The 24,383-nt window shown below is 70.5% G+C and carries 18 protein-coding genes; 8 read left to right on the top strand and 10 right to left on the bottom strand.

Annotated features, from left to right (window positions below; genetic code table 11):
• Nucleotides 1-184 precede the first annotated feature (184 nt).
• The 6 genes from U9J39_RS16055 to U9J39_RS16030 form a co-directional block, all read right to left on the bottom strand.
• On the bottom strand, nucleotides 185-2,728 hold the full coding sequence (locus U9J39_RS16055) for a glycogen/starch/alpha-glucan phosphorylase (RefSeq protein ID WP_115713143.1): 2,544 nt from the start codon (nucleotides 2,726-2,728) through the stop codon (nucleotides 185-187).
• Nucleotides 2,729-2,848: 120 nt separating this feature from the next.
• Complete coding sequence (malQ, locus tag U9J39_RS16050) at nucleotides 2,849-5,107, bottom strand: 4-alpha-glucanotransferase (RefSeq protein ID WP_326347507.1); 2,259 nt, start codon at nucleotides 5,105-5,107, stop codon at nucleotides 2,849-2,851.
• Nucleotides 5,104-7,299, bottom strand: a complete 2,196-nt coding sequence (gene glgX, locus U9J39_RS16045; protein WP_116314511.1) for a glycogen debranching protein GlgX — start codon at nucleotides 7,297-7,299, stop codon at nucleotides 5,104-5,106. Before glgX ends, malQ begins: the two co-directional genes overlap by 4 nt.
• Nucleotides 7,296-9,605, bottom strand: a complete 2,310-nt coding sequence (glgB, locus tag U9J39_RS16040) for a 1,4-alpha-glucan branching protein GlgB (protein WP_326347506.1) — start codon at nucleotides 9,603-9,605, stop codon at nucleotides 7,296-7,298. Before glgB ends, glgX begins: the two co-directional genes overlap by 4 nt.
• Nucleotides 9,602-12,955, bottom strand: a complete 3,354-nt coding sequence (treS, locus tag U9J39_RS16035) for a maltose alpha-D-glucosyltransferase (RefSeq protein WP_115713146.1) — start codon at nucleotides 12,953-12,955, stop codon at nucleotides 9,602-9,604. Before treS ends, glgB begins: the two co-directional genes overlap by 4 nt.
• A gap of 21 nt (nucleotides 12,956-12,976) precedes the next feature.
• Entirely contained in the window at nucleotides 12,977-16,420 is a 3,444-nt protein-coding gene (locus U9J39_RS16030; RefSeq protein ID WP_326347505.1) for an alpha-1,4-glucan--maltose-1-phosphate maltosyltransferase, read from the bottom strand.
• A 338-nt stretch (nucleotides 16,421-16,758) separates the two neighbouring features.
• On the opposite strand from U9J39_RS16030, the gene U9J39_RS16025 reads away from it, so the two are divergent.
• From U9J39_RS16025 to U9J39_RS16015, 3 genes are read left to right on the top strand one after another with little or no spacing between them, the layout of a single operon-like run.
• Nucleotides 16,759-17,130, top strand: a complete 372-nt coding sequence (locus tag U9J39_RS16025) for a hypothetical protein (RefSeq protein ID WP_115713148.1) — start codon at nucleotides 16,759-16,761, stop codon at nucleotides 17,128-17,130.
• 36 nt (nucleotides 17,131-17,166) lie between these two features.
• On the top strand, nucleotides 17,167-17,601 hold the full coding sequence (locus U9J39_RS16020) for a PA2169 family four-helix-bundle protein (RefSeq protein ID WP_116314509.1): 435 nt from the start codon (nucleotides 17,167-17,169) through the stop codon (nucleotides 17,599-17,601).
• Between the two features lie 28 nt (nucleotides 17,602-17,629).
• A complete protein-coding gene (locus tag U9J39_RS16015; protein ID WP_116314508.1) occupies nucleotides 17,630-18,247 on the top strand; it encodes a diguanylate cyclase in 618 nt (205 codons plus the stop codon).
• Between the two features lie 103 nt (nucleotides 18,248-18,350).
• Here the strand turns inward: U9J39_RS16015 and U9J39_RS16010 are convergent, their stop codons facing one another.
• Together U9J39_RS16010 and U9J39_RS16005 are read right to left on the bottom strand one after the other, a co-directional pair.
• Nucleotides 18,351-18,695, bottom strand: a complete 345-nt coding sequence (locus U9J39_RS16010; protein WP_115713151.1) for a hypothetical protein — start codon at nucleotides 18,693-18,695, stop codon at nucleotides 18,351-18,353.
• A gap of 81 nt (nucleotides 18,696-18,776) precedes the next feature.
• The gene (locus U9J39_RS16005; RefSeq protein ID WP_115683694.1) at nucleotides 18,777-19,343 is read right to left on the bottom strand and encodes a CinA family protein; all 567 of its coding nucleotides are present in this window, start codon (nucleotides 19,341-19,343) and stop codon (nucleotides 18,777-18,779) included.
• A 314-nt stretch (nucleotides 19,344-19,657) separates the two neighbouring features.
• Here U9J39_RS16005 and U9J39_RS16000 point away from each other — a divergent pair, with 314 nt between their 5' ends.
• From U9J39_RS16000 to U9J39_RS15985, 4 genes are all read left to right on the top strand, one after another.
• Nucleotides 19,658-20,821 (top strand): flavodoxin family protein, encoded by a 1,164-nt coding sequence (locus U9J39_RS16000; protein ID WP_326347504.1) that lies wholly within the window; start codon nucleotides 19,658-19,660, stop codon nucleotides 20,819-20,821.
• Between the two features lie 44 nt (nucleotides 20,822-20,865).
• Nucleotides 20,866-21,432: a BON domain-containing protein gene (locus U9J39_RS15995; RefSeq protein WP_116314506.1), complete on the top strand. Its 567-nt coding sequence runs from the start codon at nucleotides 20,866-20,868 to the stop codon at nucleotides 21,430-21,432.
• Nucleotides 21,433-21,457: 25 nt separating this feature from the next.
• Nucleotides 21,458-21,730 (top strand): BON domain-containing protein, encoded by a 273-nt coding sequence (locus U9J39_RS15990; protein ID WP_115713153.1) that lies wholly within the window; start codon nucleotides 21,458-21,460, stop codon nucleotides 21,728-21,730.
• 98 nt (nucleotides 21,731-21,828) lie between these two features.
• Complete coding sequence (locus tag U9J39_RS15985; RefSeq protein ID WP_115713154.1) at nucleotides 21,829-22,146, top strand: hypothetical protein; 318 nt, start codon at nucleotides 21,829-21,831, stop codon at nucleotides 22,144-22,146.
• A 34-nt stretch (nucleotides 22,147-22,180) separates the two neighbouring features.
• Here the strand turns inward: U9J39_RS15985 and U9J39_RS15980 are convergent, their stop codons facing one another.
• Both U9J39_RS15980 and U9J39_RS15975 read right to left on the bottom strand, forming a co-directional pair.
• Nucleotides 22,181-23,578 carry an erythromycin esterase family protein gene (locus U9J39_RS15980; RefSeq protein ID WP_326347503.1) on the bottom strand — a complete coding sequence of 466 codons (1,398 nt, stop codon included), beginning with the start codon at nucleotides 23,576-23,578 and terminating at the stop codon, nucleotides 22,181-22,183.
• Between the two features lie 59 nt (nucleotides 23,579-23,637).
• Entirely contained in the window at nucleotides 23,638-23,859 is a 222-nt protein-coding gene (locus tag U9J39_RS15975) for a DUF2188 domain-containing protein (protein WP_018007233.1), read from the bottom strand.
• Nucleotides 23,860-24,033: 174 nt separating this feature from the next.
• Here U9J39_RS15975 and U9J39_RS15970 point away from each other — a divergent pair, with 174 nt between their 5' ends.
• A complete protein-coding gene (locus U9J39_RS15970; RefSeq protein ID WP_010814535.1) occupies nucleotides 24,034-24,342 on the top strand; it encodes a hypothetical protein in 309 nt (102 codons plus the stop codon).
• Nucleotides 24,343-24,383 lie beyond the last annotated feature (41 nt).

Genomic DNA, 24,383 nt, shown 5'->3' with positions numbered 1-24,383 from the left:
GCTCCTGCCTTCTGGGGGAATGGGACCCTTGCGCAATGCGAACTCCATGCCAGCAGAAGGGCGCATTCGCGGCGCCACCGGCAAGCCCGCGGCGCAGCGCGGCGCGGGCTTTGTTACCTGTGGCATTGTAGAAACTACCCTGCGCCTTCGCACATGCCATCGGCGCAGGCAACTGTTGCGCGCCTCAGGCCGCGCGCGGCCCGCTCGCGCCCGCTTCCACCTGCCAGGGCGCGCCGCTGGCGCGGTGAAGCAGCCGCACCGGCACCGGCGCGACATGCCAGACGCGCTCGCAGTATTCGCGGATGGCCCGGTCCGACGAGAAGCGCCCCGAGCGCGCGCACGACAGCACCGACATGCGCTGCCAGCGGGCCTGGTCGGCATACGCGGCCGACACCTGCTGCTGGCAATCGATATAGGCGGCGAAATCCGCCATCAGCAGGTAGGGGTCGTGCCCTTGCTGCGGCTCGAACAACGGGCGGAACAGGCCGGGCTCGCCGCGCGAGAAGAAGCCCTGCTGCACCAGGTCGATCACCGCGCGCAGCTGCGGGTTGCTGTGGTAATACGCCGCCGGGTCGTAGCCGCTGTCGCGCAGCGCATAGACCTCGGGCGCGGTCAGGCCGAACGGGAAGAAGTTGTCATGGCCCACCGCTTCGCGCAGTTCGATATTGGCGCCGTCCATGGTGCCGATATTCAGCGCGCCATTCATCGCGAACTTCATGTTGCCGGTGCCCGAGGCTTCCTTGCCGGCCAGCGAGATCTGCTCGGCCAGGTCCGCTGCCGGGTAGATGCGCTGGCCGTAGGTGACGTTGAAGTTGGGCAGGAACACCACCTTGAGCCGGTCGCGCACCTGCGGGTCGCGGTTGACCACGTCGGCCACCGAGGTGATGAAGCGGATCATCAGCTTGGCATAGGCGTAGCCGGGCGCGGCCTTGCCGCCGAACAGGAAGGTGCGCGGCTGGACCTGCGCGCCCGGGTCGGACTTGATGCGGTGGTACAGCGCAATCACATGCAGCACCGCCAGGTGCTGGCGCTTGTATTCGTGGATGCGCTTGACCATCACGTCGAACATTGACGACGGGTCGATCACCACGCCGGTGGTGTCGCGCACCAGTTGCGCCAGGTCGGTCTTGTTGGCCAGCCGCGCGGACTGCCACGAGTCGCGGAAGCCGGCGTCGTCGGCATACGGCTCCAGCGCGCGCAGCTGCTCGAGGTCCGAGATCCAGCCATCGCCGATCGCGTCCGATACCAGCCGCGTCAGGCGCGGGTTGGACAGCGCCAGCCAGCGCCGCGGCGTCACGCCGTTGGTGATGCTGGTGAACTTCTCGGGCCACATCTCGTAGAAGTCCTTGAGCACATCCTCGCGCATCAGGCGCGAGTGCAGCTCGGCCACGCCATTGACGGCATGGCTGCCGACGCACGCCAGGTTGGCCATGCGCACATGCCGCTGGCCATGCTCGTCGATCAGCGACAGCCGCGCCAGCCGCGATTCGTCGCCGTAGAAGCGGATCCGCACCTCGTCCAGGAAGCGCGCGTTGATCTCCAGGATGATCTCGAGGTGGCGCGGCAGCACCCGCCCGAACAGCGGCAGCGGCCACTGCTCCAGCGCCTCGGGCAGCAGCGTGTGGTTGGTGTAGGCGAAGGCGTTCTGGGTGATGTGCCAGGCCTCGTTCCAGGGCAGGTCGTGCTCGTCGACCAGCAGCCGCATCAGTTCGGCAATGCCCACGGCGGGGTGGGTGTCATTGAGCTGCACCGCGAACTTCTCGTGGAAGCGCGTCACCGGGATGCCGTCGACCGCGAGCAGCCGCAGCATGTCCTGCAGCGAGCAGGCAACGAAGAAATACTGCTGCTCGAGCCGCAGTTCCTTGCCCTGCGTGGTTTCGTCGTTGGGATAGAGCACCTTGGTCAGGTTCTCGGAGGTCACCTTCTTGCTGACCGCGCCAAGGTAGTCGCCGCGGTTGAAGGTGTGGAAGTCGAAGGCCTCGGTTGCGTCCGCGCGCCACAGTCGCAGCGTGTTCACGGTGTTGACGCGGTAACCCAGGATCGGCGAATCGAACGGCACGCCGACCACGGTCTTGGCCGGCACCCAGCGCACGCGGTAGTGGCCGCGGTCGTCGGTGTAGTGCTCGGTGTGCCCGCCCAGGCGCACCTGTACCGCCCATTCCGAGCGCTGGATTTCCCACGGGTTGCCGTTGCGCAGCCAGGTATCGGTCTTCTCCACCTGCATGCCGTCCATGATGGTCTGCTGGAAGATGCCGTACTCGTAGCGGATGCCGTAGCCCAGCGCGGGAATCTCCATCGTCGCCAGCGAATCCATGAAGCACGCCGCCAGCCGGCCCAGGCCGCCGTTGCCCAGCCCCGGCTCGACTTCCTGGTCGAGGATGCGGGCGAGGTCGAGGCCGGCCGCCTCCATGGCCTCGCAGACCTCTTCGAAGATGCCCAGGTTGATCAGGTTGTTGCCCAGGTGCGGGCCCATCAGGAATTCGGCGGACAGGTAGGCCACCGTGCGCGAGGGCTGGCCCAGGTAGGCTTCGGCGGTGCTGATCCAGCGCTGCACCAGGCGGTCGCGCACGGTATGCGCGGCGGCCTGGTAAAGGTCGTTCTCGCTGGCGTGGCCGGGCAGCTTGCCCTGGGTATGGAACAGGTGGTCGAGAAAGGCCTGGCGCAGGCTGGCGCCGGACAGGGCGGTGCGGGTGTCATCGGCATGCTCGGGCCGGATGGCTTCGTTCATGGCGGGGCTCCTGCGCGTGGGGGTGGGTCAAGCTTAGCGGATCGAAAGGCGATTGCACGATCGATGCGGACTGCGGTTTCGGACACAGCACACTGGTGGGTGCGGTGGGGCTGGTAGCCCTCATGGCTGCTCCGGCGGATGGCGTGCGCCGGGGCGGATGCCACGCCATGCGTCGGCGCGCGCGCGCAGCGCCGGGGTGCCGAACCACGCACGCACCTCGGTATCGAGCCGGCGCTGCCAGTTGGGATGGCCGCTGGTGGTGCCGGGCAGGTTGGGCTGCTCGGCCAGGCCGAGCAGGTCTTCCACCGGCAGCAGCCGCATCGCGGTGCGCGCCGTGCCCAGCCAGGCCAGCACCGCGTCCAGCGGGGCGTGGTCGGGCGCGGGCACGGTGCCCCTGCATAGCCCGGCATCGCACAAGGCCTGCCAGAGCGCTCTGCGCTCGCGCGCGCGGCCGGCCTGGGCCTGCGCCAGGGTTTCGCCGGGCGCCAGCAGCTGCAGCCGGTCGCGCCACGCCAGGTCCTGGCCGGCCCACCAGCCGGCGACGGTGGGCAGGTCGTGCGTGGTGGTGGTGGCGACGGCATCGGCCGGCCAGTCTTGCGGTGGCAGGAAGGCCGCTGGCTCCGCTTCCTGGCCGGCCGGGTCGCCGGCTGCTTCGGTGGCCTCATCCTGAGCCTGGTCCTGCGCCTGCGCCTGCGCCTCGCGCTGGAACCACAGCACGTCGATGCCCAGCACGCCGCGCGCCGACAGTGCCGCATTCAGCTCAGGCGGCACCGTGCCGAGGTTTTCGCCGATGATGATGGCGCGATGCCGCCACGACTCCAGCGCCACCAGCCGCAGCAAGTCCTGCAGCGGATAGCGCAGGTAGGCGCCGTCGCTGGCGGGCGCGCCGGCCGGCACCAGCCACATGCGCGCCAGGCCCAGCACGTGGTCGATGCGCAGTCCGCCGGCGTGCGACAGGTTGGCGCGCAGCATCTCCAGGAACGCAGCGTAGCCGTGCCGGCGCAGCCCGCGCGGCGAGAACACCGCCACGCCCCAGTCCTGCCCGAGCGGGTTGTACAGGTCCGGCGGCGCGCCGGCATGGAAGCCGGCCAGGGTTTCGGGCTGTCGCGTCCAGGCCTGGCTGCCGCCGGGGTCGGCGCCGACGGCAAGGTCGCGGATGATGCCGATGGCCATGCCGGCGTCCCGCGCCGCGCGCTGCGCCCGCGCCAGGCCATCGTCGGCCAGCCATTGCAGGAAGGCGTGGAAGGCCACCTCGTCTGCGTTAGCCTGCGCGAAGGCGGCCACCGCTGCAGCGGCCGGGGAGCGCAGCGTGACCGGCCAGCAGCGCCAGTCCGGCGCGGCCTGCTGGTTGTTGCCGTTGGCGCTGTCGCCGCGCCGGCAGGCCTGGATCGCCTCATAGCAGGCATGTGCATGCAGCGCGGTGCCGCCGCGCGCGCGGAAGGCTGCATAGCCGTCCAGCGCCGCCCGCGGCAGCAGGGTCTCGCGCCGCTGCCAAAGCCAGCGCAGGATGGCGTAGCGCAGCGGCGCCAGCGCGATCCAGTCGATCTCGCCGCGGGCGTCGAGCGCCTGCAGCGTGTCGCCCGCGCCCAGTCCGGCGATGGCGGCGTCCACCGCGGCCTGGCCGAACACCGTGGCAGGGTCGGCATAGAGCGGGTTCAGGAACAGCCGGCTGGACGGCGCATACGGGCTGTAGCGCTCGGGCAGCGCGGCGAAGGGCGCATGCAGCGGGTTGATGGCGATGGCGTCCGCGCCGGCGCGCGCGGCGCTGGCGCAGCCTTCGGCCAGCGCGGTCAGGTCGCCCATGCCGCAGGGCGCGCCGCGGCGCAGGCTGTAGAGCTGCACCGCCAGGCCCCATGGTGGCGTGCGCGCGCCTTCGCCGTTGCTCTCCTTGGCCCGGCCGGCATGCCGCAGCGCGTCGGCGACGCCGTAGCAGCGCCGCGGCGCCACCGCCAGCGTGGCATGGGCATCGCCGAGGTCCAGCCGGTGGTAGCCGCAGACGTCGATGGCGGGCAATTGCATCAGGGTGGCGCCGGCACCCGCGCCGCGCACTGCGGTGCCGGCGATGATCGCGCCGTCTTCCAGCGTCACCCGGTAGGCCCGGTGCGGCGCGGTATGCGGCCACGGCACCGCGACCGGCTGGCCGCGCTCCGCGGTCAGCAGCGACGGCAGCGCATGCGCGGCGTCGTCGGCGGCCAGCCACGCATGCGAGGCGGCGCACTGGCCGGGGCTGCCGCACGGCAGGCCCAGTCCTTCCAGCACGCGCCGCAAGGCTGCGTCGCCGACCTCGCGCGGCTGGTCCCAGGCATCGGTCCAGTGCGGCTGCAGGCCGGCGCGCAGCGCCAGCGCCTGCAGGGGCGAGGGCGCGCCAGCGCGGCTCATGCGTGGTCCTCCCGCGGCGTGGGGGCCCGCGCGGCCAGCAGCACCAGCGAGTGGGCGGCGACCGCCTGGGACGCGTGCACCTGTGCGCCAGCCAGCTCGGCGTCGCTGGCGTCGGGCCGGCTGCTGTCGAACAGCACGGCCCATGGCAGCGCAGGCTCGGGCAACTGGAAGGTGGCATCGCTGTCGGCGGCGTTGAGCAGCAGCAGGGTCACCTGCACCGCGCGCGCATCGCCGGGCGCCGCTTCCGCGAGCGTACCCAGCATCGGGCGTTCGGGCTGCGGCGGGGTGGCCGCGCGCCGCAGCGCCAGCGTGCGGATTTCCGGATCGGCCCATTCCTCGGGCGTCGGCGGCTTGCCGTCGGTGTCGAACCAGGCGATGTCGGCAATGCCCGGCGCCGGTTCTTCGCGCCCGTGGGCAAAGCGGTCGCCGCTCAGCGCATGGAGCCTGCGCCGCAGTGCCAGCAGCCGGCGCACCATCTGCTGCATCGGCTGCGCGCCGGGTGCCTGGGCCTGCTTCCAGTCCAGCCACGACAGCTCGTTGTCCTGGCAGTAGGCGTTGTTGTTGCCGCCCTGGCTGCGGCCCCATTCGTCGCCGGCGGTCAGCATCGGCGTGCCTTGCGCCAGCAGCAGCGTGGCCATCAGCGCCTGCGCCACGCGGCTGCGGCGCTGCAGGATGTCGGGGTCGTCGGTGGGCCCTTCGACGCTGCCGTCCGGGCTCCAGTTGGCGCTGGCGTTGTCGTCGGTGCCGTCGCGGTTGTCTTCGCCGTTGGCCTCGTTGTGCTTGGCGCTGTAGCTGACCAGGTCGGCCAGGGTGAAGCCATCGTGCGCGGTGATGAAGTTGATGCTGGCCCACGGGCGCCGGCGGCGGCGGTCGAACAGGTCGGCCGAGGCCGCCAGCCGCGCCGCCATCTCGCCGCGGTGCCCGGCGTCGCCGCGCCAGAAGCGGCGGCTGACGTCGCGAAACTTGTCGTTCCACTCGGCAAAGCCGGGCGGATGGTTGCCCAGCTGATAGCCGCCCGGGCCCAGGTCCCAGGGCTCGGAGATGAGCTTGACCCGGCTCAGCACCGGATCCTGCATCAGCGCGTCGAAGAAGCCGGAGCCCGCGTCGAAGCCGTTGCCTTCGCGCCCGAGCGTGCTGCCCAGGTCGAAGCGAAAGCCGTCGACGTGATAGCAATGCACCCAGTAGCGCAGCGAATCCAGCACCATCTGCAGCACGCGCGGGTGCGACAGGTTGAGCGTGTTGCCGCAGCCGGTGTCGTTGATGTAGTGGCGCTCGTCGCCGGGCATCAACCGGTAGTAGCTGGCGTTGTCGAGTCCGCGCCAGGACACCGTCGGCCCCAGCTCGTTGCCTTCGCAGGTGTGGTTGTAGACCACGTCCAGGATCACTTCGATGCCGGCGGCATGCAGGCGCCGCATCGCCACCTTGCATTCCTGCAGTTGCCCGGTGCCGAGGTAGGCCGGCTCGGGGGCGAAGTACGACAGCGTGTTGTAGCCCCAGTAGTTGCGCAGGCCGCGCTCCAGCAGGAAGCGGTCCTGCAGGATGGCATGCACCGGCAGCAGTTCGATGGTGGTCACGCCCAGTTGCACCAGGTGGTCGACAAAGCGCGGGTCGCACAGCGCGGCAAAGGTGCCGCGCAGGTTGGGCAGCAGGTCGTCGCGCAGCATCGACAGGCCGCGCAGGTGGGCCTCGTAGATCACGGTGGCTGGCCAGGGCACGGCCGGCGGCCGGTCGTCGCCCCAGTGGAAGCTCTCGTCCACCACCACCGCCTTGGGCATGGTCGGCGCGCTGTCGCGGCGGTCCGGCGTGAGGTCGCCGCGCGCGCTCTGCAGCCGGTAGCCGAACAGCGCGTCGGACCAGCGCACCGGGCCGCTCAGCTGGCGCGCATACGGGTCCAGCAGCAGCTTGTGCGGGTTGAAGCGGTGCCCGTGGGCGGGATCGTAAGGGCCGTGCGCGCGATAGCCGTACAGCGTGCCCAGCGCCGCGTTGGGCAGGTAGCCATGCCAGATCTCGTCGGTGCATTCCGGCAACGGCAGCCGGGCCAGTTCCTTGCGGCCGTTGTCGGAGAACAGGCACAGGTCGATGCGCCAGGCGTGCGCCGAGAACACCGCGAAATTGACTCCCAGCCCGTCCCAGTGGGCCCCCAGCGGAAACGGCTTGCCGGGCAGCAGCCGGTCGGCGAACTGGCGCGTCATGTCGCGGCGCCTTCGCTGCCGTCACCCTGGTCGAAGCGCAGCACCAGCGTGGCCAGCGGCGGCAGCGTCAGCGCCAGCGAAGCCGGCTGCCCGTGCGAAGGCACGTCGATGGCCATCACGGCGCCGCCGTTGCCGAGGTTGCTGCCGCCATAGATCGCGGCATCGGTATTCAGGCATTCCCGCCACGTGCCGGCACAGGGCACGCCGACACGGTAGCCCTGGCGCGGCACCGGCGTCATGTTGACCACCGCCAGCACCACCTCGCGACTGTCCGCCCCCGCGCGGCGCAGCCATGCGAACACGCTGTTGTGGTTGTCGTCGCCGACCACCCACTGGAAGCCTTCGGGACTGTGGTCAAGCGCGTGCAGCGCGGGCAGTTCGCGATAGAGCCGGTTCAGGTCGCGCACCAGCGTGTGCATGCCGCGGTGCAGGGGCTGGTCCAGCAGCGGCCAGTCGAGTTCGGCGTCGTGGTTCCATTCCTGCCACTGCGCCAGCTCGCCGCCCATGAACAGCAGCTTCTTGCCGGGATGCGCCCACATGAAGCCGTAATAGGCGCGCAGGCCGGCAAAGCGCTGCCACTCGTCGCCCGGCACCTTGCCGATCATCGAGCCTTTGCCGTGCACCACCTCGTCGTGCGACAGCGGCAGCACGAAGGCTTCGGACCAGGCATAGACCAGGCCGAAGGTCATGTTCTGGTGGTGCCAGGCGCGGTGGATCGGCTCATGGGCCAGGTAGTGCAGGGTGTCGTGCATCCAGCCCATATTCCATTTGAAGTCGAAGCCGAGCCCGCCGCTGGCCACGCTGGCGGTCACGCCGGGCCACGCGGTGGACTCTTCGGCGATGGTCAGCGCGCCCGGGCAGCGTTCATGGACCACCGCATTGAGTTCGCGCAGGAAGTCCACCGCTTCGAGGTTCTCGCGGCCGCCGAAACGGTTCGGCACCCACTGGCCGGGCTCGCGGCTGTAGTCCCGGTAAAGCATGGAGGCCACCGCATCGACGCGCAGGCCGTCGGCGTGGAAGTGCTCGAGCCAGTGCAGCGCGCCGGCCAGCAGGAAGCCGCGCACTTCGTTGCGGCCCAGGTTGTAGATCAGCGTGTTCCAGTCCTGGTGGAAGCCTTCGCGCGGGTCCTGGTGCTCGTACAGCGCGGTGCCGTCGAACTGCGCCAGCCCGTGCGGATCGGTGGGGAAGTGCGCCGGCACCCAGTCCAGGATCACGCCGATGCCGGCCTGGTGGCAGCGGTCGATGAAGGCGGCAAAGGCCTGCGGCGGTCCCAGCCGCGCGGTGGGCGCGTACAGCGACAGCGGCTGGTAGCCCCACGAGCCGCCGAACGGGTGCTCGGTGATCGGCAGCAGCTCGATATGGGTGAAGCCCAGTTCCTGCACGTAGGGCACCAGCCGGTCGGCGAGGATGTTCCAGCCGTGCTGCGCGTCGTTGGCCGCGCGCAGCCACGACAGCACGTGGACCTCGTAGACCGACATCGGCGTGCGGTACGGGTCGCGTTCCCGGCGGCGGGCCATCCAGTCGTCATCGTGCCAGGTGAACGGCGGCGCGCCCTGGCCGGGGCCGGTCACGACCGAGGCGGTGGCGGGCGGCGGCTCGGCGGCCAGCGCCAGCGGGTCGGCCTTGTCGGGCAGCTCGGTGCCATGCGGGTCGAGCAGGTCGTACTTGTAGCGGCTGCCTGGCTGCGCCCCCAGCGCGGCGGGGACGAACAGCTCCCAGATGCCGCTGGGATGGCGCAGCCGCATCGGATGCCGCGCCGGGTGCCAGCCGTTGAAGTCGGCGATCACCGAGACCCGCCGCGCATTGGGCGCCCACACCGCGAAGCGCACGCCGTCGATGCCGTCCACGCGCTGGCATTGCGCGCCCAGGCAGGCGCCCAGCTCGAAGTGCCGGCCCTCGGCGATCAGGTGCAGGTCCAGTTCGCCCAGCAGCAGGCCGAAGGCGTAGGGGTCGGCGCTGCACTGCTCGGTGCCGTCGGACCATTGCACGCGCAGGCGGTAAGCCGCGGCGCCGTTGCCGCTGCCGGTGCCGCCCGGCAGCCGGGCGGCGAACACGCCGCCGCCATGCAGCCGCTCCATTTCCGCCAGCGGCGCGCCGCCGGCATCGGCCAGCTGCACCGACGCCGCCCCGGGCAGGCAGGCGCGCACCAGGGTGCCGTCGCCATCCGGATGCGGTCCCAGCACGCCGAACGGATCGGGATGGCGGCCGCCCAGCAGGGCGTCGAGTTCATGGCCGGGCAGCAGTGCCGCCTGCTTGCCGGCGCGCGTGGTGGCGCCGGTGCTGCCGGTGCTGGCGGGGGGGCTCATGGCTGGTCTCCCTGCGGCGCCAGCTTGCGCAGCAGGCGCGCCAGCCCGCTGGCCGGAAGGTCGATCCACGCGACCCGGTTGGCGGCTTCGTATTCGACTTCATACGCCGCGCGTTCCAGCAGGAACAGGTCGAGCAGGGGCTGCAGCTGGTCGGGCGCCACCCATGGCACGGGCGCGGCCTCCATGTGCTGGCGGTAGCAGTTCAGGAAGGCTTCATTGGCGGTGGTGCGGAAGCGTTCCAGCAGCACCGCGCGCCGTTCGGCCAGCTGCGGCGGCAGCTCGCTGTGGGTGCGTTCACGGCGGTCGGTGCCGACCGTGGCCGCGGCATAGTCCAGCGAGCGCAGCAGCCCCGCCACGTCGCGCAGCGGCGAGGTCTTGCGCCGGCGCCAGTCAAGCGGCAGGCCGGGCTCGCCTTCGAAGTCGACCAGGTAGGTGTCGTTCTGTGCGATCAGCACCTGGCCCAGGTGGAAGTCGCCGTGGATGCGGGTCTGCAGGCTGCCGGGCGCCGCGGTGGCGAGCTGTTCGACCAGGCCGGGCAGCGCATCGCGCACCGCCATCAGGGTTTGCACATCGGCCTCGAAGGCCGGGGTTGCGGCCTCTGCGGCGGGCCGCGCCTGAAGGCGGCTCAGGGCGCGCTGCAACGCCTCCATCGCCTGTCCGGCCCAGGCGCGCGCATCGTCGTCGGTGGCGGGCAGCGGCGCGAAGGCGTCGTCGTCGGTGGGGCGCGCCAGCACCGCGTGCAGTTCGGCCAGCCGGCGCCCCAGCGTGCCGGCCAGCGCGGCGTAGCCGTTCATGGCCTCGGCGAACTCGTCCTCGCTGTCCTGCGACGGCAGCGCATCGTCGATGGCGCGGCCCAGGTAATCGAGGGTCCAGTCCCAGCCGTTGCCCTGGTTCAGGATATAGCCCTGCAGCAGCATCATCGTGTGTGGCACGCCGTCCGCCCCGGTGCGCACCACCTCGCCGAGCAGCGCCGCGGCATGCGCATAGCCCTGCGCGGTCAGGTAGCGCGTCATCTCGGCTTCGGGATGGATGCCGCCCGAGAGCCGGCGCACCAGCTTGAGCACGGCGGTGTTGTTGTACGACAGCGAGCTGTTGGACTGCTCGGCCGACATGTACTCGATCGGGTCGCGCTCCAGTTCCAGCGCGGCCAGCCCGGGCTCGGCGCGGAACTGGATCAGGTCGTGCCCGGCGTGCACCTGCAGGCCGTTGCGCAGCGCGCGCACCACCTCGCGCGCGAACGGCTCGACCACGAAGCCGTCGGTGGCCAGCCCGACGCGGCTGCCCTGGCGCACGCGCGCCATCGACAGCCCGTGCGCCAGCTGCGAGACCCCGTCGGCGCTTTCGCGGTCCCACAGGATGCCCACCGGCAGCTGGTAGCGCTCGGTGCGCCCGGGCAGGCTCACCTCGACCTCGCCCAGGTAGATGTCCTCGCCGCCGCTGCCGCGCGCAAACGGCAGTAGGTAGGCCAGCGCGACGCGCTCGATGCGCTCGTGCTTGGCGCCGAACCAGCGGCGCCGGCCGATGTAGTGCGGCAGCACCTCGCTCGCCATCAGCCGGCGCGAGGCCTCGGTCAGCTCGGGCCGGCCCGTGTTCTGCATCACAAGGGTGATCTGGTCTGGCATTTGTTCGGGCGCCTCCACGTGCCACGACGGCGGCTGCGCCTCGTCGCTGAGCACGAACCAGTAGAAGCCATAGGGCGGCAGCGTCAGCAGGTAGGTCAGCGTGCCGATCGCCGGGAACGGCGTCGCGCCCATCATCTCCACCGGCACGCGGCCGTTGAACGCGGACAGGTCGAGCTCCACCGCCTGCGGCGCGCGCGACAGGTTGGCCACGCACAGGATGTGCTCGCCCTCGAACTCGCGCAGGTACGCCAGGATCTTGCGGTTGCCGGGAAACAGGAAGCGCAGCGTGCCGCGGCCGAAGGCGCGGTGCTTGCGCCGCAGCGCCAGCATGCGCCGCATCCAGTTCAGCAGCGAATGCGGATCGCGCGCCTGGGCTTCGACATTGACCGCCTCGTAGCCGTACAGCGGACCCTGCAGCGGCGGCAGCACCAGGCGCTCGGGATCGGCATGCGAGAAGCCGCCGTTGCGGTCGGGCGACCACTGCATCGGCGTGCGCACGCCGTCGCGGTCGCCCAGGTGGATGTTGTCGCCCATGCCGATCTCGTCGCCGTAGTAGATCACCGGCGTGCCCGGCATCGAGAACAGCAGGCTGTTCATCAGCTCGATGCGGCGGCGGTCGCGTTCCATCAGCGGCGCCAGCCGGCGGCGGATGCCCAGGTTGATGCGCGCGCGCCGGTCGGTGGCGTAGACCTCCCACAGGTAGTCGCGCTCGCTGCTGGTCACCATCTCCAGCGTCAGCTCGTCATGGTTGCGCAGGAAGATCGCCCACTGGCAGTTGGGCGGCACCTCCGGCGTCTGGCGCATGATGTCCGTGATCGGGAAGCGGTCCTCGCGCGCGATGGCCATGTACATGCGCGGCATCAGCGGGAAGTGGAACGCCATGTGGCATTCGTCGCCTTCCGGGTCGGGCCCGGTCAGGCCGAAGTACTGCTGCGCGTCCTCCGGCCACATGTTGGCTTCGGCCAGCAGCATGCGGCCGGGGAAGTGCTGGTCCAGGTGCGAGCGGATGCTGCGGATGACGGCGTGGGTCTCGGGCAGGTTCTCGTTGCTGGTGCCTTCGCGCTCGACCAGGTAGGGCACCGCGTCCAGGCGCAGGCCGTCGACCCCCATGTCGAGCCAGAAGCGCATCACCGACAGCACTTCGTTGAGCACCTGCGGGTTGTCGAAGTTCAGGTCCGGCTGGTGCGAGTAGAAGCGGTGCCAGAAATACGCGCCCGCCACCGGATCCCAGCTCCAGTTGGATTTTTCGGTATCGCAGAAGATGATGCGCGTGCCGGCGTAGGCCTGGTCATGGTCCGACCACACGTAGTAGCGGCGCGCCGCCGAGCCGGGCTTGGCCTTGCGCGCGCGCTGGAACCACGGATGCTGGTCCGAGGTATGGTTGATGACCAGTTCGGTGATCACGCGCAGGCCGCGCGCGTGCGCCGCGGCGATAAAGCGCCGCGCATCGGCCAGCGTGCCGTAGTCGGGGTGGACGTTGCGGTAGTCGGCGATATCGTAGCCGTCGTCGCGGCGCGGCGACGGATAGAACGGCAGCAGCCATACCGTGTCGACGCCCAGGTTGACCAGGTAGTCCAGCTTGCCGAGCAGCCCGGCGAAGTCGCCCACGCCATCGCCATTGGCGTCGAAGAAGGACTTGATGTGCAGCTGGTAGATGACGGCATCCTTGTACCAGAGCGGGTCGGCGTTGAGCAGGGCGGCGCTGGCGGTTTCGGTAAGGCGTTTCATCCGTGTCTCCACGTATGCCTGTCAGGCGCCGTGCGGGTCGGTCGAGACCGGCGCAGCAGGTGGGCGGGGGGCGGGACGTTCCAGCGGCTGCACGTGCCAGACCGCGAACGGCAGCTGCGCCGGGTCGAGCCGGATGCGCTGGTGCTTGCCGCGCAGCTCGAAGCGCTGGCCGCGCATCAGGTCCTGCACCGCCAGGCCGGCCTGGTCGGGCAGGCCCCATTCCCACAGCGGGATTTCGATATCGGCATCGTGCGCGGTGCGCGGGTCGAGGTTGATCGCCACCAGCAGCACGTCGTCGCCGAACAGGTAATCGGTGCCCGGCACGAAGCGCGCGAACCACAGCACCGCGTCGCTGCCGGCATGGTAGAAGCGCAGCCCCAGGTGGTTCTGCAGCGCGGGGTGGCCGGCACGGATCTCGTTGAGGCGCGAGATCTCGGCGACGATATTGCCGGGCTGCTGCCAGTCGCGCACGCGCAGCTGGTATTTCTCGGAGTCCAGGTATTCCTCGCGCACCTTGCCATCGAGCACGAAGGGCGCGCTCTCGCACAGTTCGAAGCCGCTGTACATGCCCCACAGCCCGGACAGCAGCGTCGCCAGCGCCGCGCGGATCAGGAACGCGGGGCGGCCGCCGTGATGCAGGAAGTAAGGGTTGATGTCCGGCGTGTTGACGAAGAAGTGCGGCCGGAAGAAATCGCGCAGGGGGCTCTGCGTCAGCTCGGTCAGGTACTCGGCCAGCTCCCACTTGGTGTTGCGCCAGGTGAAGTAGGTGTACGACTGGCTGAAGCCCAGCTTGGCCAGGCGCGCCATCATCTTGGGCCGGGTGAAGGCCTCGGCCAGGAAGATGGTGTCAGGGTGGCGCGCGCGCACGTCCGCGATCATCCATTCCCAGAACGGCAGCGGCTTGGTGTGCGGGTTGTCGACGCGGAAGATGCGGATGCCGTGGTCGGCCCAGAACATCACCACGTCGCGCAGTGCCTGCCACAGCGCGGCACCGGCCGGCGGCGCGGCGTAGAAGTCGACGTTGACGATGTCCTCGTACTTCTTGGGCGGGTTCTCGGCGTAGCGCAGCGAGCCGTCGGGCCGGTGCGCGAACCACTCCGGATGGTCCCGCAGCCACGGATGGTCGGGCGAGCACTGGATCGCGAAGTCCAGCGCCAGTTCCAGGCCCTGCGCGGCGGCGGCGTCGATCAGCCGGCTGAAATCTTCGAAGGTGCCCAGCTCCGGATGCAGCGCATCGTGGCCGCCTTCGGCGCTGCCGATGGCATAGGGGCTGCCGGGATCGTCCGGCTCGCTGCGCAGGCTGTTGTTGCGGCCCTTGCGATGGGTGCGGCCGATCGGGTGGATCGGCGGGAAGTACAGCACGTCGAAGCCCATCGCGCGGATCGCGGGCAGGCGCGCGATGACGTCGTCGAAGGTGCCATGGCGCTGCGCGTCGTTGCTTTGCGAGCGCGGAAAAAGTTCATACCAGCTGGCGAAGCGCGCGGCCAGCCGGTCGGCCTCGACCGGCATCGCCACCGGATGGCGCGACGCGAACGGGCGTCCGGCCGGGGTCTGCATCACGGCCTGCATGGCCGCGGCGGTGCGCTCGGACAGCAGCAGTTGCAGGCGCCGTTCGTCGTCGCCGGCGGCCGCGGTCAGCTCATCGACGATGGCGGAGAGTTCGTCGTTTGTGGCGGGCTGCTGGCTGCCCTTCTTGCCGGACTTGCGGCCATTGCCGGCCTTGCCGTTGCCCGCTTTTCCATTTGCCGCCGGCCGCAGCAGCGCATCGGCCACCAGTCGCGCGCCTTCCTCGATTTCCAGCGCGACGTTGAGGCCCGCCGCGCGCTTCTTGCCGATCTCGTCGAGCCAGCTGGCATAGGTGTCGCGCCAGGCCTCGACGGTGAATTCATGCCGGCCCAGCGCCACCAGCGGGAAGCTGCCTTCCCAGCGGTCGTTGACGCCCGGCTGCATCGGCGTCTCGCGCCAGTCGGTCTCGCCCGGCGCGCGCCACAACACCGCGGCGGCAAGCTTGTCGTGGCCATCCATCCAGATATCGGCGCTGACGTCAACGCGCTCGCCCACCACGCGGCGCACGGCGAAGCGGCCGGCGTCGCAGGCGGGCTCGACCCGTTCGATGGCGATGCGCGGCGCCTCCATGGCGGCCACCACGCTGCCCAAACCGGTGACCGCCAGGGTTTCGTGGCCGTGCGGCGCGGTCGCGTCGGGCCGCGGCATGCCGGGCCGGCTCAGCGGCACCGGTGGCACTTCGTAGAGACGGATATCGGCCGGCGCCAGCGTGATGCTGGACAGCGCATCGAGTCGGCTGGTGCCGTCGAGGGTGCCGCCCGGTCCGCCCGCGGCCGGCTCCAGGCGGGCGCTGGCATGCGGCATGGCACTGAGCACGCGGTCGGCGCCCAGGCTGGCCGGTTCCATCGCATCGGGGTTGAGCACCACCGCCAGTGCGGGGCCCGCGTCGGGCACGGCCGGGTCATCGCGGCGCGGCGCGGCATCGGGCCCGTTGCCATGGCCGTTGGGGGTGGGCAGGCGCGCCAGCACGGTCAGCGGCGCGTCGGGGCCGCTCAGCAGGCGCACGGCCAGGGCCGGTGCGGGGTCGCGCGCGGCAAGCCAGGTATTGGCCTCGAGCACTTCATGGGTGATGTCGTAGGGCACGCCGTCATGCACGTGGCCGTCCGGCGCCAGCGGATCGCGCGCCTGCGCGCCGCCGGTCTCGAACCCCGCCGGCACCAGGATGCCGTCGCCGATCGCCGCGGCGGTCCACAGCGCGCGCCGCGCGCTGAGCGCGTCATGGCGCGCCGGCGCCAGCGCCGGCGCCGCCAGCACCCGGCCTAGGCGGCGCAGCCGCGCCATTTCCTCGGTCAGCCAGGCGCTGCGGTAGTCCCACCACGGCAGCGAGCAGAAGGCGCCGTCGAAGCCGGCGGGCGCGAGTTCGTCCAGCTGTGCCGGCGTCAGCCCCGGGGTCCAGGCCAGGAAGCGCGGTGTGCCGCGCGCCGTTTCCGGCACCGCATCGCCGCGCAGGGTTGCCAGCAGGGCCGCCCAGCACTCACCGGGAACGCGTGCCGGGGCGCGGCAGCAAAAGCCGGCGGCGCCGGCGGCCCACGCCAGGCGCAGCCGCGCCGCCCACCATTGCACCAGCGCCTCGGCGATGTGCCGGTCATGCCAGCGCAGGCGCGTGCCGGGGATATGGTTGTCGGTTTCATGCGGCGCGAACGCGGGCGCCGCGGTGTCGATCCAGGCGGCATCGGGAAGGTCGTCGGTCCCGGCGGCGCCGTCCGCCATATAGCGGTCCAGAGAAATATCGAGCAGTGGGGCCAGGCCATGCCGGGCGCACGCCGCGAGCGTGTCGTCCTCGGGCAGGTGCGGCCAGCCGCCGATCAATACGTGGTCGAACCCCAGTGCCGCCACGCGCTGCAGCGCATGCTGATCGGCTTCGGGCGTTCCGGTCAGGTCGATCTGGCAGATCCGCACATGTCCTCCCGGTGTTTCGCTCCGTCGGAGCAACAAAAATCCCGGAGCGGCGCCTTGCGGCCAGCCGCCGGGATGGCTCTGCCATGCGAAGTGCGTGCCAGCGCGCCCGCGCGCGGCGACGGGCCGGTTTGCCGAGGCACCGCAAGGGCGTGCGGCGCGCCGGCGCATGTGCCGATTCGGCAACGGCTTGTAAAAAGTACTGGTGGCCGCCGCGTTGATGGAAATATCGCGCAAGGCCGCGCGGGCGCTGCCGACAGCTGCATTCCCCGGTATGGTTCTTGCCCCTCTGAGCCAATGCGTGCCATCGCCGGCACGGTGGCAACCATCTAAGGGGACCCATGGATCAGTGGCTGGAGGCGGCGCAATGGCCGGCAATGGTGGTGACGGTAGTGGCGACGTGGCTGGTCGGCTCGCGCTCGATCGCACGGCGGCGCGCCGGCTTCTGGGTGTTCCTGGCCAGCAACGTGCTGTGGATTGCATGGGGCTGGCACGGTGACGCCCATGCGCTGATCGTGCTGCAGCTGGCGCTGATCGCCATGAACCTGCGCGGCATGCGCGAGGCGCGCAAGGCGTGGCGGGCCGCATCGCAGCACGCCTTCGCTGCAACTGGCGCCACGCAGGGCCAGCCGCTATCCTTGGACCAGTCCGGCATGCACCGCATGCCCGGCGCCAACGCGCAACCGCCGGCAGCCGCCGGCTCCGATCGGTGACTTCACGGTCCGCCCGCGGACCAGGGCAGGTGTGCCATGGCGAAGAAAAAAATCCTGTTGCTCAACGCGCTGATCGCGGCCTCGCGCGAGGGCGAACTGGGCTGCCGCCGTGCCGCCACCGCCGCGGCCAACCCCCATCTCAAGTCGGTGCTGACCAGCCGCGCGAATGCGTTCGCGCAGGCCGCGCATGAACTGCAGGCGTGCCTGCTCGACCTGGGCGAGGTGCCGGAGGCCTTGCCGGCCTCCTCGGCCCACGCGATTGGCAAGCACAGTTCCGACCGTTCCATCGTGCAGGCCATCAGCAAGCGCGAACACGCGGTGCAGCGGCGCTATGCGCGTGCGCTGCGCACGCATGTGCTGGGCTCGCGCCTGCGCGCCGTGGTGCGCCGGCAGTATCGCGGCGTGCAGTTGAACCACGAGCTGTTCCGGGTGCTGCGCCAGCAGTACCGCGCGCCGCAAGAGCGGCTGTAGCAGGCGCGCATCGGGCCATACCACTGCCATGCCGGCCGACCTCACTGCCTTCGAACATGCCGCCCGCCTCGTGCTGATGTACGGGCTGGTACCGCTGTGGCTGCTGGCGGGCGTGGGCGACTGGCTCTGCCACCGGGCCACGCAGATCGAACGCAACGCCGGCGTCACCGAATCGCTGCTGCACATGCTGATGCTGGCCGAGGTGGGCCTGCCGCTGCTGCTGGTGCTGTTCCTGGAGGTCAACGCGCTGCTGATCGCGGTGGTGCTGGCGGCGTTGGTGATCCACGAGATCACCGCATGGTGGGATGTGCATTACGCCAGCAAGCGCCGCCATATCGCACCGGCCGAGCAGCACATGCACAGCCTGCTGGAAGTGCTGCCGCTGGCCGCGGCGTCGTATGTGGTGGTGCTGCACTGGGACCAGTTTCTGGCCTTGTTCGGGCGCGGCCCCGAGCCGGCGCGGATGGCGCTGGCGCTGAAGGCCGAGCCGCTGCCGCCGGCGTATCTGGCCAGCCTGCTGGTAGCGGTGGTGCTGCTGGCGGGGCTCCCTTACCTGGAGGAGCTATGGCGCTGCGTGCGCTGGCGCCGGCGTGAACGCGAGGCCCTGCTGGCGCAGGCGACGCGGGCCATGCGCGGCGGCGGCTGACCTGCCGCGGCGCCCGCTCACGCGATAGTCCGTTCCGGTGCGGGCGCTGCAGGCGAGCAGCCGGCGCGCACGGCGCGCCGCGTGTCCAGGATCAGTCAGGCGCTTACTGCTTGGGCGCCGGATCCGGCGAATCGCCCTTCGGTCCGCTTGGCGCGTCGGCGGTCGGTGCGGCGGGCGCGCCCTGCTCGCGCGGCTTCTTGCTGCGGGCGGTGGTCGAGGCCTTGTCCGACTTGGACTTGGACTTCTTCATGGTGTCCTTGGCGCCCGGAGCGGAAGCGGAGCCCATGTCGGTAGCGGCCGGCTGGTTGCGCGACGCCGGAGGCGAACCTTCGATCGGCGGCACGCTGGGGTTCGGCACATTCGGCGACGCCGGGGCTTGTTGGGCAAAGGCCGGCAGGCAGAGCGCGGTGCCGACGACCAGTGCCGTGGTAGCGAGAGTGCGTTTCATGATGGTCTCCATTGCAAGACTACGTCGGTCGGGCCCAGGGCCCTCGGGATTGCCGGCATGCCGTCTCGGCGCGCCGGCGATTCATGGGCGCGCGTCGCGGCCTTGCCCGCTGCGCGCCAGTTCGTGGTAGTGGCAGATGCGTGCCAGGGCCCAGTCGGCGGCGGCTTCGCGCACGGCGTTGCGCGCACCGGCAAAGCGGCGTGTCTCGGTAAAGGCTGCGATGCCCTCCGCGTGCGACACCACGTCGTGCGCGGCATGGCCGTGGCGGCGGAATACCCAGGCAAAGCACTGGGTGCCGGCGGGGATATCGCCGTCGCCGCCACCATCGGCCACGCCGGTGTTGGCGATCGCAAGGTCCGCGCCGGTCAGCTGCATGGCGCCACGCGCCATTGCCAGCGAAACCGCCTCGCTGGTCAGGCCATGGCGCCGGATGGTCTCGGCCGGGACATGCAGCAGCTGTTCCTTGGCGGACGGCGAGTAGGCCACGATCGCGCAGCGCAACACGTCGCCGCATCCCGGCACCTCGGCGATGCGCGAGGCGATCAGGCCGGCGGTGCAGGATTCCGCCGTGACCACGCGCAGCCCATGGCGCAGCAGATAGCGCGCAATGCCGACGTTGTTGCCGCCGCCTGCGGCGCCGTGGCTCATCGCAATCACTCGCATGTTCTCCATTGCGGTATCCGCAGTCGATTTCCCGCAGGGCGGCAGGTTCCGTGCCAGCAAGTGGATAGCGCACGCGCGGCGCTGCAGGGACAGCGCGCGCGCGCTGGCGCCACGGCCGGGTCCAAATGCGGGGAAAAATGTACATGCAGCGCCGGAGCGCGCCTGTAAAAGCTGCGCGCCGCGCGCGACGCACACCATGCGCGGCGGTGGCGCTCATCTTGCATGTCCGGTGCGCAACGACCTGTACGGAGACCGTATGGAGACCCGTACCGAGGTCATTACGCATTACGGAGACCGACATGCCCGAGCAGCCGCCGAAGCCGCCCATGCCATTCGCGCCCCCAGACCGACCCGCGCACGATGCGCCGCGCGCGCCGCGCCACGCCGGCAACCCCGAGGATGTGCGCAAGGGCCAGGTCACCGGTCCGCTGCCGCGCGAAGTCTTTCGCCAGCGCTTCCTGGCGCGCTTTACCGACCCCGCCTATCGGCAGGAGGACGAAGCGCTGGACCGGCTCGAGCGCATTGCCTGGGATGCCTATGCGCAAAGCCGCAAGGCGCCGCTCACGCACAAGGCGGGCGCGGGCTATGCCGACCCGGATTACGATCTCTCCGACGAATGGCGCGCCGCCAGCGAGGCGGTGCGCGTGGCCCAGCAGCGCCAGTCCGATCCCGCCACGCGCTCGCGCGTGCTGCTGGTGTGCGCGGCCTCGCGCAACGACTACACCTGCCCGGGCGAGATGTCGAAATCCTGGCGCCTGGCCGGGCGCGCGCGCGAGCGACTCGAAGCGCAGGGCATCGAGGTCGACCTGCTCGACCTGAGCCACCTGACTTCCGACGCGCAACTGCATATTCATCCATGCAAGGGCTGCGTATCGACCGCGATGCCGCTGTGCCACTGGCCGTGCAGCTGCTATCCCAACCATGCGCTGGGCCAGGTCAATGACTGGATGAACGAGATTTACCCGCGCTGGGCCGCCTGCCACGGCGTGCTGATCGTCACGCCGGTGTACTGGTACCAGGCCACCAGCCCGCTCAAGCTGATGATGGACCGGCTGGTCTGCGCCGATGGCGGCAACCCGGATCCCACCACCACGCGCGGCAAGGACGTGGCAAGGGCCAAGGCGATCGAGCTGTCGGGCTGGGACTATCCCAAGCACCTGGCCGGGCGCGCCTACGGGCTGGTGGTGCATGGCGACGTCGCCGGCATCGAAGGCGTGCGCCGCGCGCTGTCGGACTGGCTGGACTGGATGGGACTGGTCGATGCCGGCGCGCAGGCGCGGCTGGACCGGTATATCGGCTACTACGAGCCTTATGCCACCAGCCACGTCGCGCTGGACCACGACACCAGCGTGCAGGGCGAAGTCGACAACGTGGCGCGTGCGCTCGCTTGCGCGGTCGAGCAGCTGCGCCATGGCCAACTGCGCACCGCGGACCACGGCCTGGTGCCGCCGCGGCAGAAGTAGCGCAACGAGCCGGGGCAAGAACGGAGGCAACAACGGAGGCAACGATGGATCGCAGAGACAACTGGCGCGGCCCGCCATGGCACGAAAGTGCCGTGCCCGAGGCCGATATGCGCAGCCACTACGTGGGAGCCTATGGCGTGTACGACTATGACCAGCCAGTCGACCCCGGCGAATTTGGCGGGGGCCGCGTTGCCGGACGCGGTAGCGGGGAATGGCGGCCGCACGAGGTCCAGGCCCCGCAAGCCCGGGGCAGGGCCGATCCCTACCGCCAGTTCACCGGCTACAACGAGCGCATGGACCTCTACCGAGGCGGGACGCAGCCATGGCGGCCGGTCGGGCCGCGCAACTACCAGCGCAGCGACGAGCGCATCCTGGAAGACCTGTGCGAGCAACTGACGCGCAGTGGCCGGCTTGACCTGAACGAGGTCGAGGTGCGGGTCGAGCAGGGCGTGGTGACGCTGGAGGGCAGCGTGCCGGACCGGCACCAGAAGTACCGCATCGAGGATATCGCCGACGAGGTCTTCGGCGTCAGGGACCTGGTCAACCACCTGCGCGTGGCAAGGCCGGCCGGCGCCGAGGGCCATCCCGGCCACGGCATGCGCATGTATTGAGGGCGGCGGCGCGCAGACCATGCCCATGCCCGGTTCGAAGGCAGACACCAACCCGCGCGGCAACGCCGTCGGCGCGGCCGACACCGCGCTGCAGGCCTCGCTGTGCGAGCGCTTGTGGGAGAGCGGCCTCGACGTCAGCGAGATTGCGCTGGACGTGGCGCAGGGCCGCATCACGCTGCGCGGTGCGATCGGCAGCGCCGCCGATCGCGCCGCGGTCGAGGCCTGCGTGCGCACGCATGCCGGCGGGTGCGACGTCGTCAATCACATCGAGGTCGCGCCCGACCGCACCGGCGGCTGAACTGCCCGCGCTGGCACGGCTTTCGCAATGGAGCCGGTTCCGGCCACTGCCGAACGCGGCTGGCCATCAGCGATGGATTAACGAGGAAGGAGACTGTCATGAGATACACCGCGATCCTTGCGCTGGCCGCGCTGCTCAGCGCCCCCGCGTGGGCCCAGACCACCACCACTCGCCCTGGCGCCGACACGCGCGCGCCGGGCACGTCGGCCTCCGATGTCATGCCGGGCCAGGGCGACACGCGCCGCGCCACTCCCGCCACGCCGGCCACACCCGCGACCCCGGGCGGCCCGAGCACCCGCGCCACCCCGGCAACGCCTGCCACGCCGGCCAGCCCCGCCGTCAACGAGGGGCCGCAATCGCCGCAACGGTATGACTATCCGGCTTCGGAACCGAAGGCGCCTAAGAGCCGCAAGTAACTGAGGCAAGCAACTGGCGGGCCGCGCCAGCGTCTCAGAGACCCGAAGGCCAGGTCTCGGGCGCGCCCGGTGCCGGCGCCGCGGGTAGCGCCGGTACCGCGCTGCTGCGGTCGAACCACGCCAGCACATCGAACTGCCGCGGCAGGATGGCGCGTGCGTAGTGACTCTGCAGTTCAGTCTCCGGGCGGTAGATCACGCCGATGAAGCGCTCCTGCCGCGCCGGCATCAGCAGTTCGCGCAGTTCGGCGTGCACGGCGCTGCCCTTACCGTGGTCAACACCGTCCCCGCGTAAATCCGTCCAGCCCTGCGCATGGCCTGCTGCGTGGAACAGGTGCTCGTAGCTGTCTGTTCGGGCGGGGCGCACCTGCTTGATTTCCATGGGACCGTCCCACGAGGTTGCCGCCGCGACGGTGCCGTCGTAGGTGCTGAAGCCGACCAGCGCGGCCGCGTCGCCAAAGGCCTCGCGGCATAGCTGGCCGATATTCAGCTGGCCCTGGCTGGTGCCCATCTCGGTTTGCGACGCATCGCCGATATGCGAGTTGTGCGCCCACACCACCGCGCGCGATGCCGGCCCATGGGCGTGCAGCAACTGCGCCAGGGTCTCGAACATATGCGTGTCGCGCAGGTTCCAGCTGTCGTCGCTGCCGTGGTACATGACGCGGTAGTAGCGCTCGGCCGAAGCCACCAGGCGCGCATTCTGCGCGGCATCGAGGAAGTCCTCGTGCCCGTCGCGCGCGTAGGCGAGGCGCTTGTCGAGCAACGCCTGCAGTTGTTCGACCACAGCGTCCTCGCAGTTGGCATGGGTGCCGTGCAGCACGGCGCGGCCGTAGCGCGCGGGGTCGCGCCGCCATGGTTCCAGGCAGCCATAGCGTTCGCGCGCAGCCTGCGCGGCGCGGGGATCGACGCCTTCCAGGTAAGCCAGCACCGCCGCCATCGAGGCGCCCAGGCTGTAGATATCGAGGCCGAAGAAACCGGCGCGCCGGGCCGGCGCCAGCGCGGCATTGTGCGCGTGCAGCCAGCGGATAAAGCGCGCCACCTCGAGGTTGCGCCACATCCAGACCGGGAAGCGCGTAAAGGCGGCGCCAGGGGATTCGGCGGGCCGCGGCGGGCGCCCGCGCACATGGCGGTCCACCGCCGCGGCGTCTGGCCAGTCCGCCTCCACCGCGATGATGCCGAAGCCGTGCCGGGCCACCAGCTGCGCGGTCAGCGCGGCGCGGGCGTGATAGAACTCGGCGGTGCCGTGCGTGCTTTCGCCCAGCAACACCACGCGGTGGCTGCCGAGCCGATCGGCCAGCGCCGCGGCAGCGTTGGCGAAGGGGCCGGTGAACGGATTCTCGGCCGCGTGGTCGATCGCCGGCCACGGCACGGTCGCGGCCGCAAGGGCGGACACAAGCGCGGCCACGGCGTGCGGGTCGGCCCGGTGTTGTGGCATGGTGTCGCGGACTGCCGGCAGCGTGCCGGCGTCATCGGCGTTGCGGCAAGCAGCGCGGGTCAGCCGTGAATGGTGCGGGGATCGTGGCCGAAGCTGTTGCGCGAGCGGATCTGGCCGTCGCGGCCATGGATCAGCAATTCGACGTGCTCGCGCTGGGCCTGCGAGGTGCCGGCGGCAACCGCCTCTTCCTGCGTGGCGTGGTGCGATTCGGCGTAGCGTGCGCCTTCGTGGATGACGTCCCAGCCTTCGTCGTGCGGAACGACGTGTATGTTGCTGCCCATGTCAGGTCTCCCTCGGATATCGGTCCTTTTATTGTGGTCGATCTGCGCGCGCTGTCTATCCGGCGGCGTCTGACAGGCGCGAAGCGCTTCTGGTTCCACTTTCGGATGGAAATCCCTGGTTATTTGTCCGGCCTCTTGTAAGCTGGACTTGGATCGCAATAAGAGGAGCGGACCATGCGTGCAAGATTTGCCAGGGGGCTGACGCAGTCGCCGGTGACCGTGGTGGCCCGGGCGTTCGACGGAGAAGCGGTGCGCACTCCCCAGGTGGGCGACCTGGTGACGGTGTATAGCCAGGACCAGGACACCGAATTCAATATCCGCCTGTGCGAGGCCGTCGAGCCCGGCCGCTGGCGCGGCGTGGTCTACGCCATCGGGCGCGGACAGGACGTGCTGGTCACCGCGGAAGGGCTGGAAATAGACGATGTGGTCGAGGTGATGCGGGAGGAAATCGCCTCCGTGATTCCCTGCGGCCGATCCCACTGAACGCCGCACCCATGCGGGTGCGGACTATCCGGAATTGAGGT

This window comes from Cupriavidus sp. SS-3, assembly GCF_035818815.1.
In the GTDB taxonomy this organism is placed as follows: Bacteria; Pseudomonadota; Gammaproteobacteria; order Burkholderiales; family Burkholderiaceae; genus Cupriavidus; species Cupriavidus taiwanensis_C.
Note: the sequence above shows the minus strand (reverse complement) of the source record. Positions and strands in the feature narration are given on the sequence as shown.

What these genes read in the sequence shown, in the direction of transcription:
- U9J39_RS16055 (WP_115713143.1), bottom strand. Translation starts at nt 2,728, where the DNA reads ATGAACGAAGCCATCCGGCCCGAGCATGCCGATGACACCCGCACCGCC.
- malQ (WP_326347507.1), bottom strand. Translation starts at nt 5,107, where the DNA reads ATGAGCCGCGCTGGCGCGCCCTCGCCCCTGCAGGCGCTGGCGCTGCGC.
- glgX (WP_116314511.1), bottom strand. Translation starts at nt 7,299, where the DNA reads ATGACGCGCCAGTTCGCCGACCGGCTGCTGCCCGGCAAGCCGTTTCCG.
- glgB (WP_326347506.1), bottom strand. Translation starts at nt 9,605, where the DNA reads ATGAGCCCCCCCGCCAGCACCGGCAGCACCGGCGCCACCACGCGCGCC.
- treS (WP_115713146.1), bottom strand. Translation starts at nt 12,955, where the DNA reads ATGAAACGCCTTACCGAAACCGCCAGCGCCGCCCTGCTCAACGCCGAC.
- U9J39_RS16025 (WP_115713148.1), top strand. Translation starts at nt 16,759, where the DNA reads ATGGATCAGTGGCTGGAGGCGGCGCAATGGCCGGCAATGGTGGTGACG.
- U9J39_RS16020 (WP_116314509.1), top strand. Translation starts at nt 17,167, where the DNA reads ATGGCGAAGAAAAAAATCCTGTTGCTCAACGCGCTGATCGCGGCCTCG.
- U9J39_RS16015 (WP_116314508.1), top strand. Translation starts at nt 17,630, where the DNA reads ATGCCGGCCGACCTCACTGCCTTCGAACATGCCGCCCGCCTCGTGCTG.
- U9J39_RS16010 (WP_115713151.1), bottom strand. Translation starts at nt 18,695, where the DNA reads ATGAAACGCACTCTCGCTACCACGGCACTGGTCGTCGGCACCGCGCTC.
- U9J39_RS16005 (WP_115683694.1), bottom strand. Translation starts at nt 19,343, where the DNA reads ATGAGCCACGGCGCCGCAGGCGGCGGCAACAACGTCGGCATTGCGCGC.
- U9J39_RS16000 (WP_326347504.1), top strand. Translation starts at nt 19,658, where the DNA reads ATGCCCGAGCAGCCGCCGAAGCCGCCCATGCCATTCGCGCCCCCAGAC.
- U9J39_RS15995 (WP_116314506.1), top strand. Translation starts at nt 20,866, where the DNA reads ATGGATCGCAGAGACAACTGGCGCGGCCCGCCATGGCACGAAAGTGCC.
- U9J39_RS15990 (WP_115713153.1), top strand. Translation starts at nt 21,458, where the DNA reads ATGCCCGGTTCGAAGGCAGACACCAACCCGCGCGGCAACGCCGTCGGC.
- U9J39_RS15985 (WP_115713154.1), top strand. Translation starts at nt 21,829, where the DNA reads ATGAGATACACCGCGATCCTTGCGCTGGCCGCGCTGCTCAGCGCCCCC.
- U9J39_RS15980 (WP_326347503.1), bottom strand. Translation starts at nt 23,578, where the DNA reads ATGCCACAACACCGGGCCGACCCGCACGCCGTGGCCGCGCTTGTGTCC.
- U9J39_RS15975 (WP_018007233.1), bottom strand. Translation starts at nt 23,859, where the DNA reads ATGGGCAGCAACATACACGTCGTTCCGCACGACGAAGGCTGGGACGTC.
- U9J39_RS15970 (WP_010814535.1), top strand. Translation starts at nt 24,034, where the DNA reads ATGCGTGCAAGATTTGCCAGGGGGCTGACGCAGTCGCCGGTGACCGTG.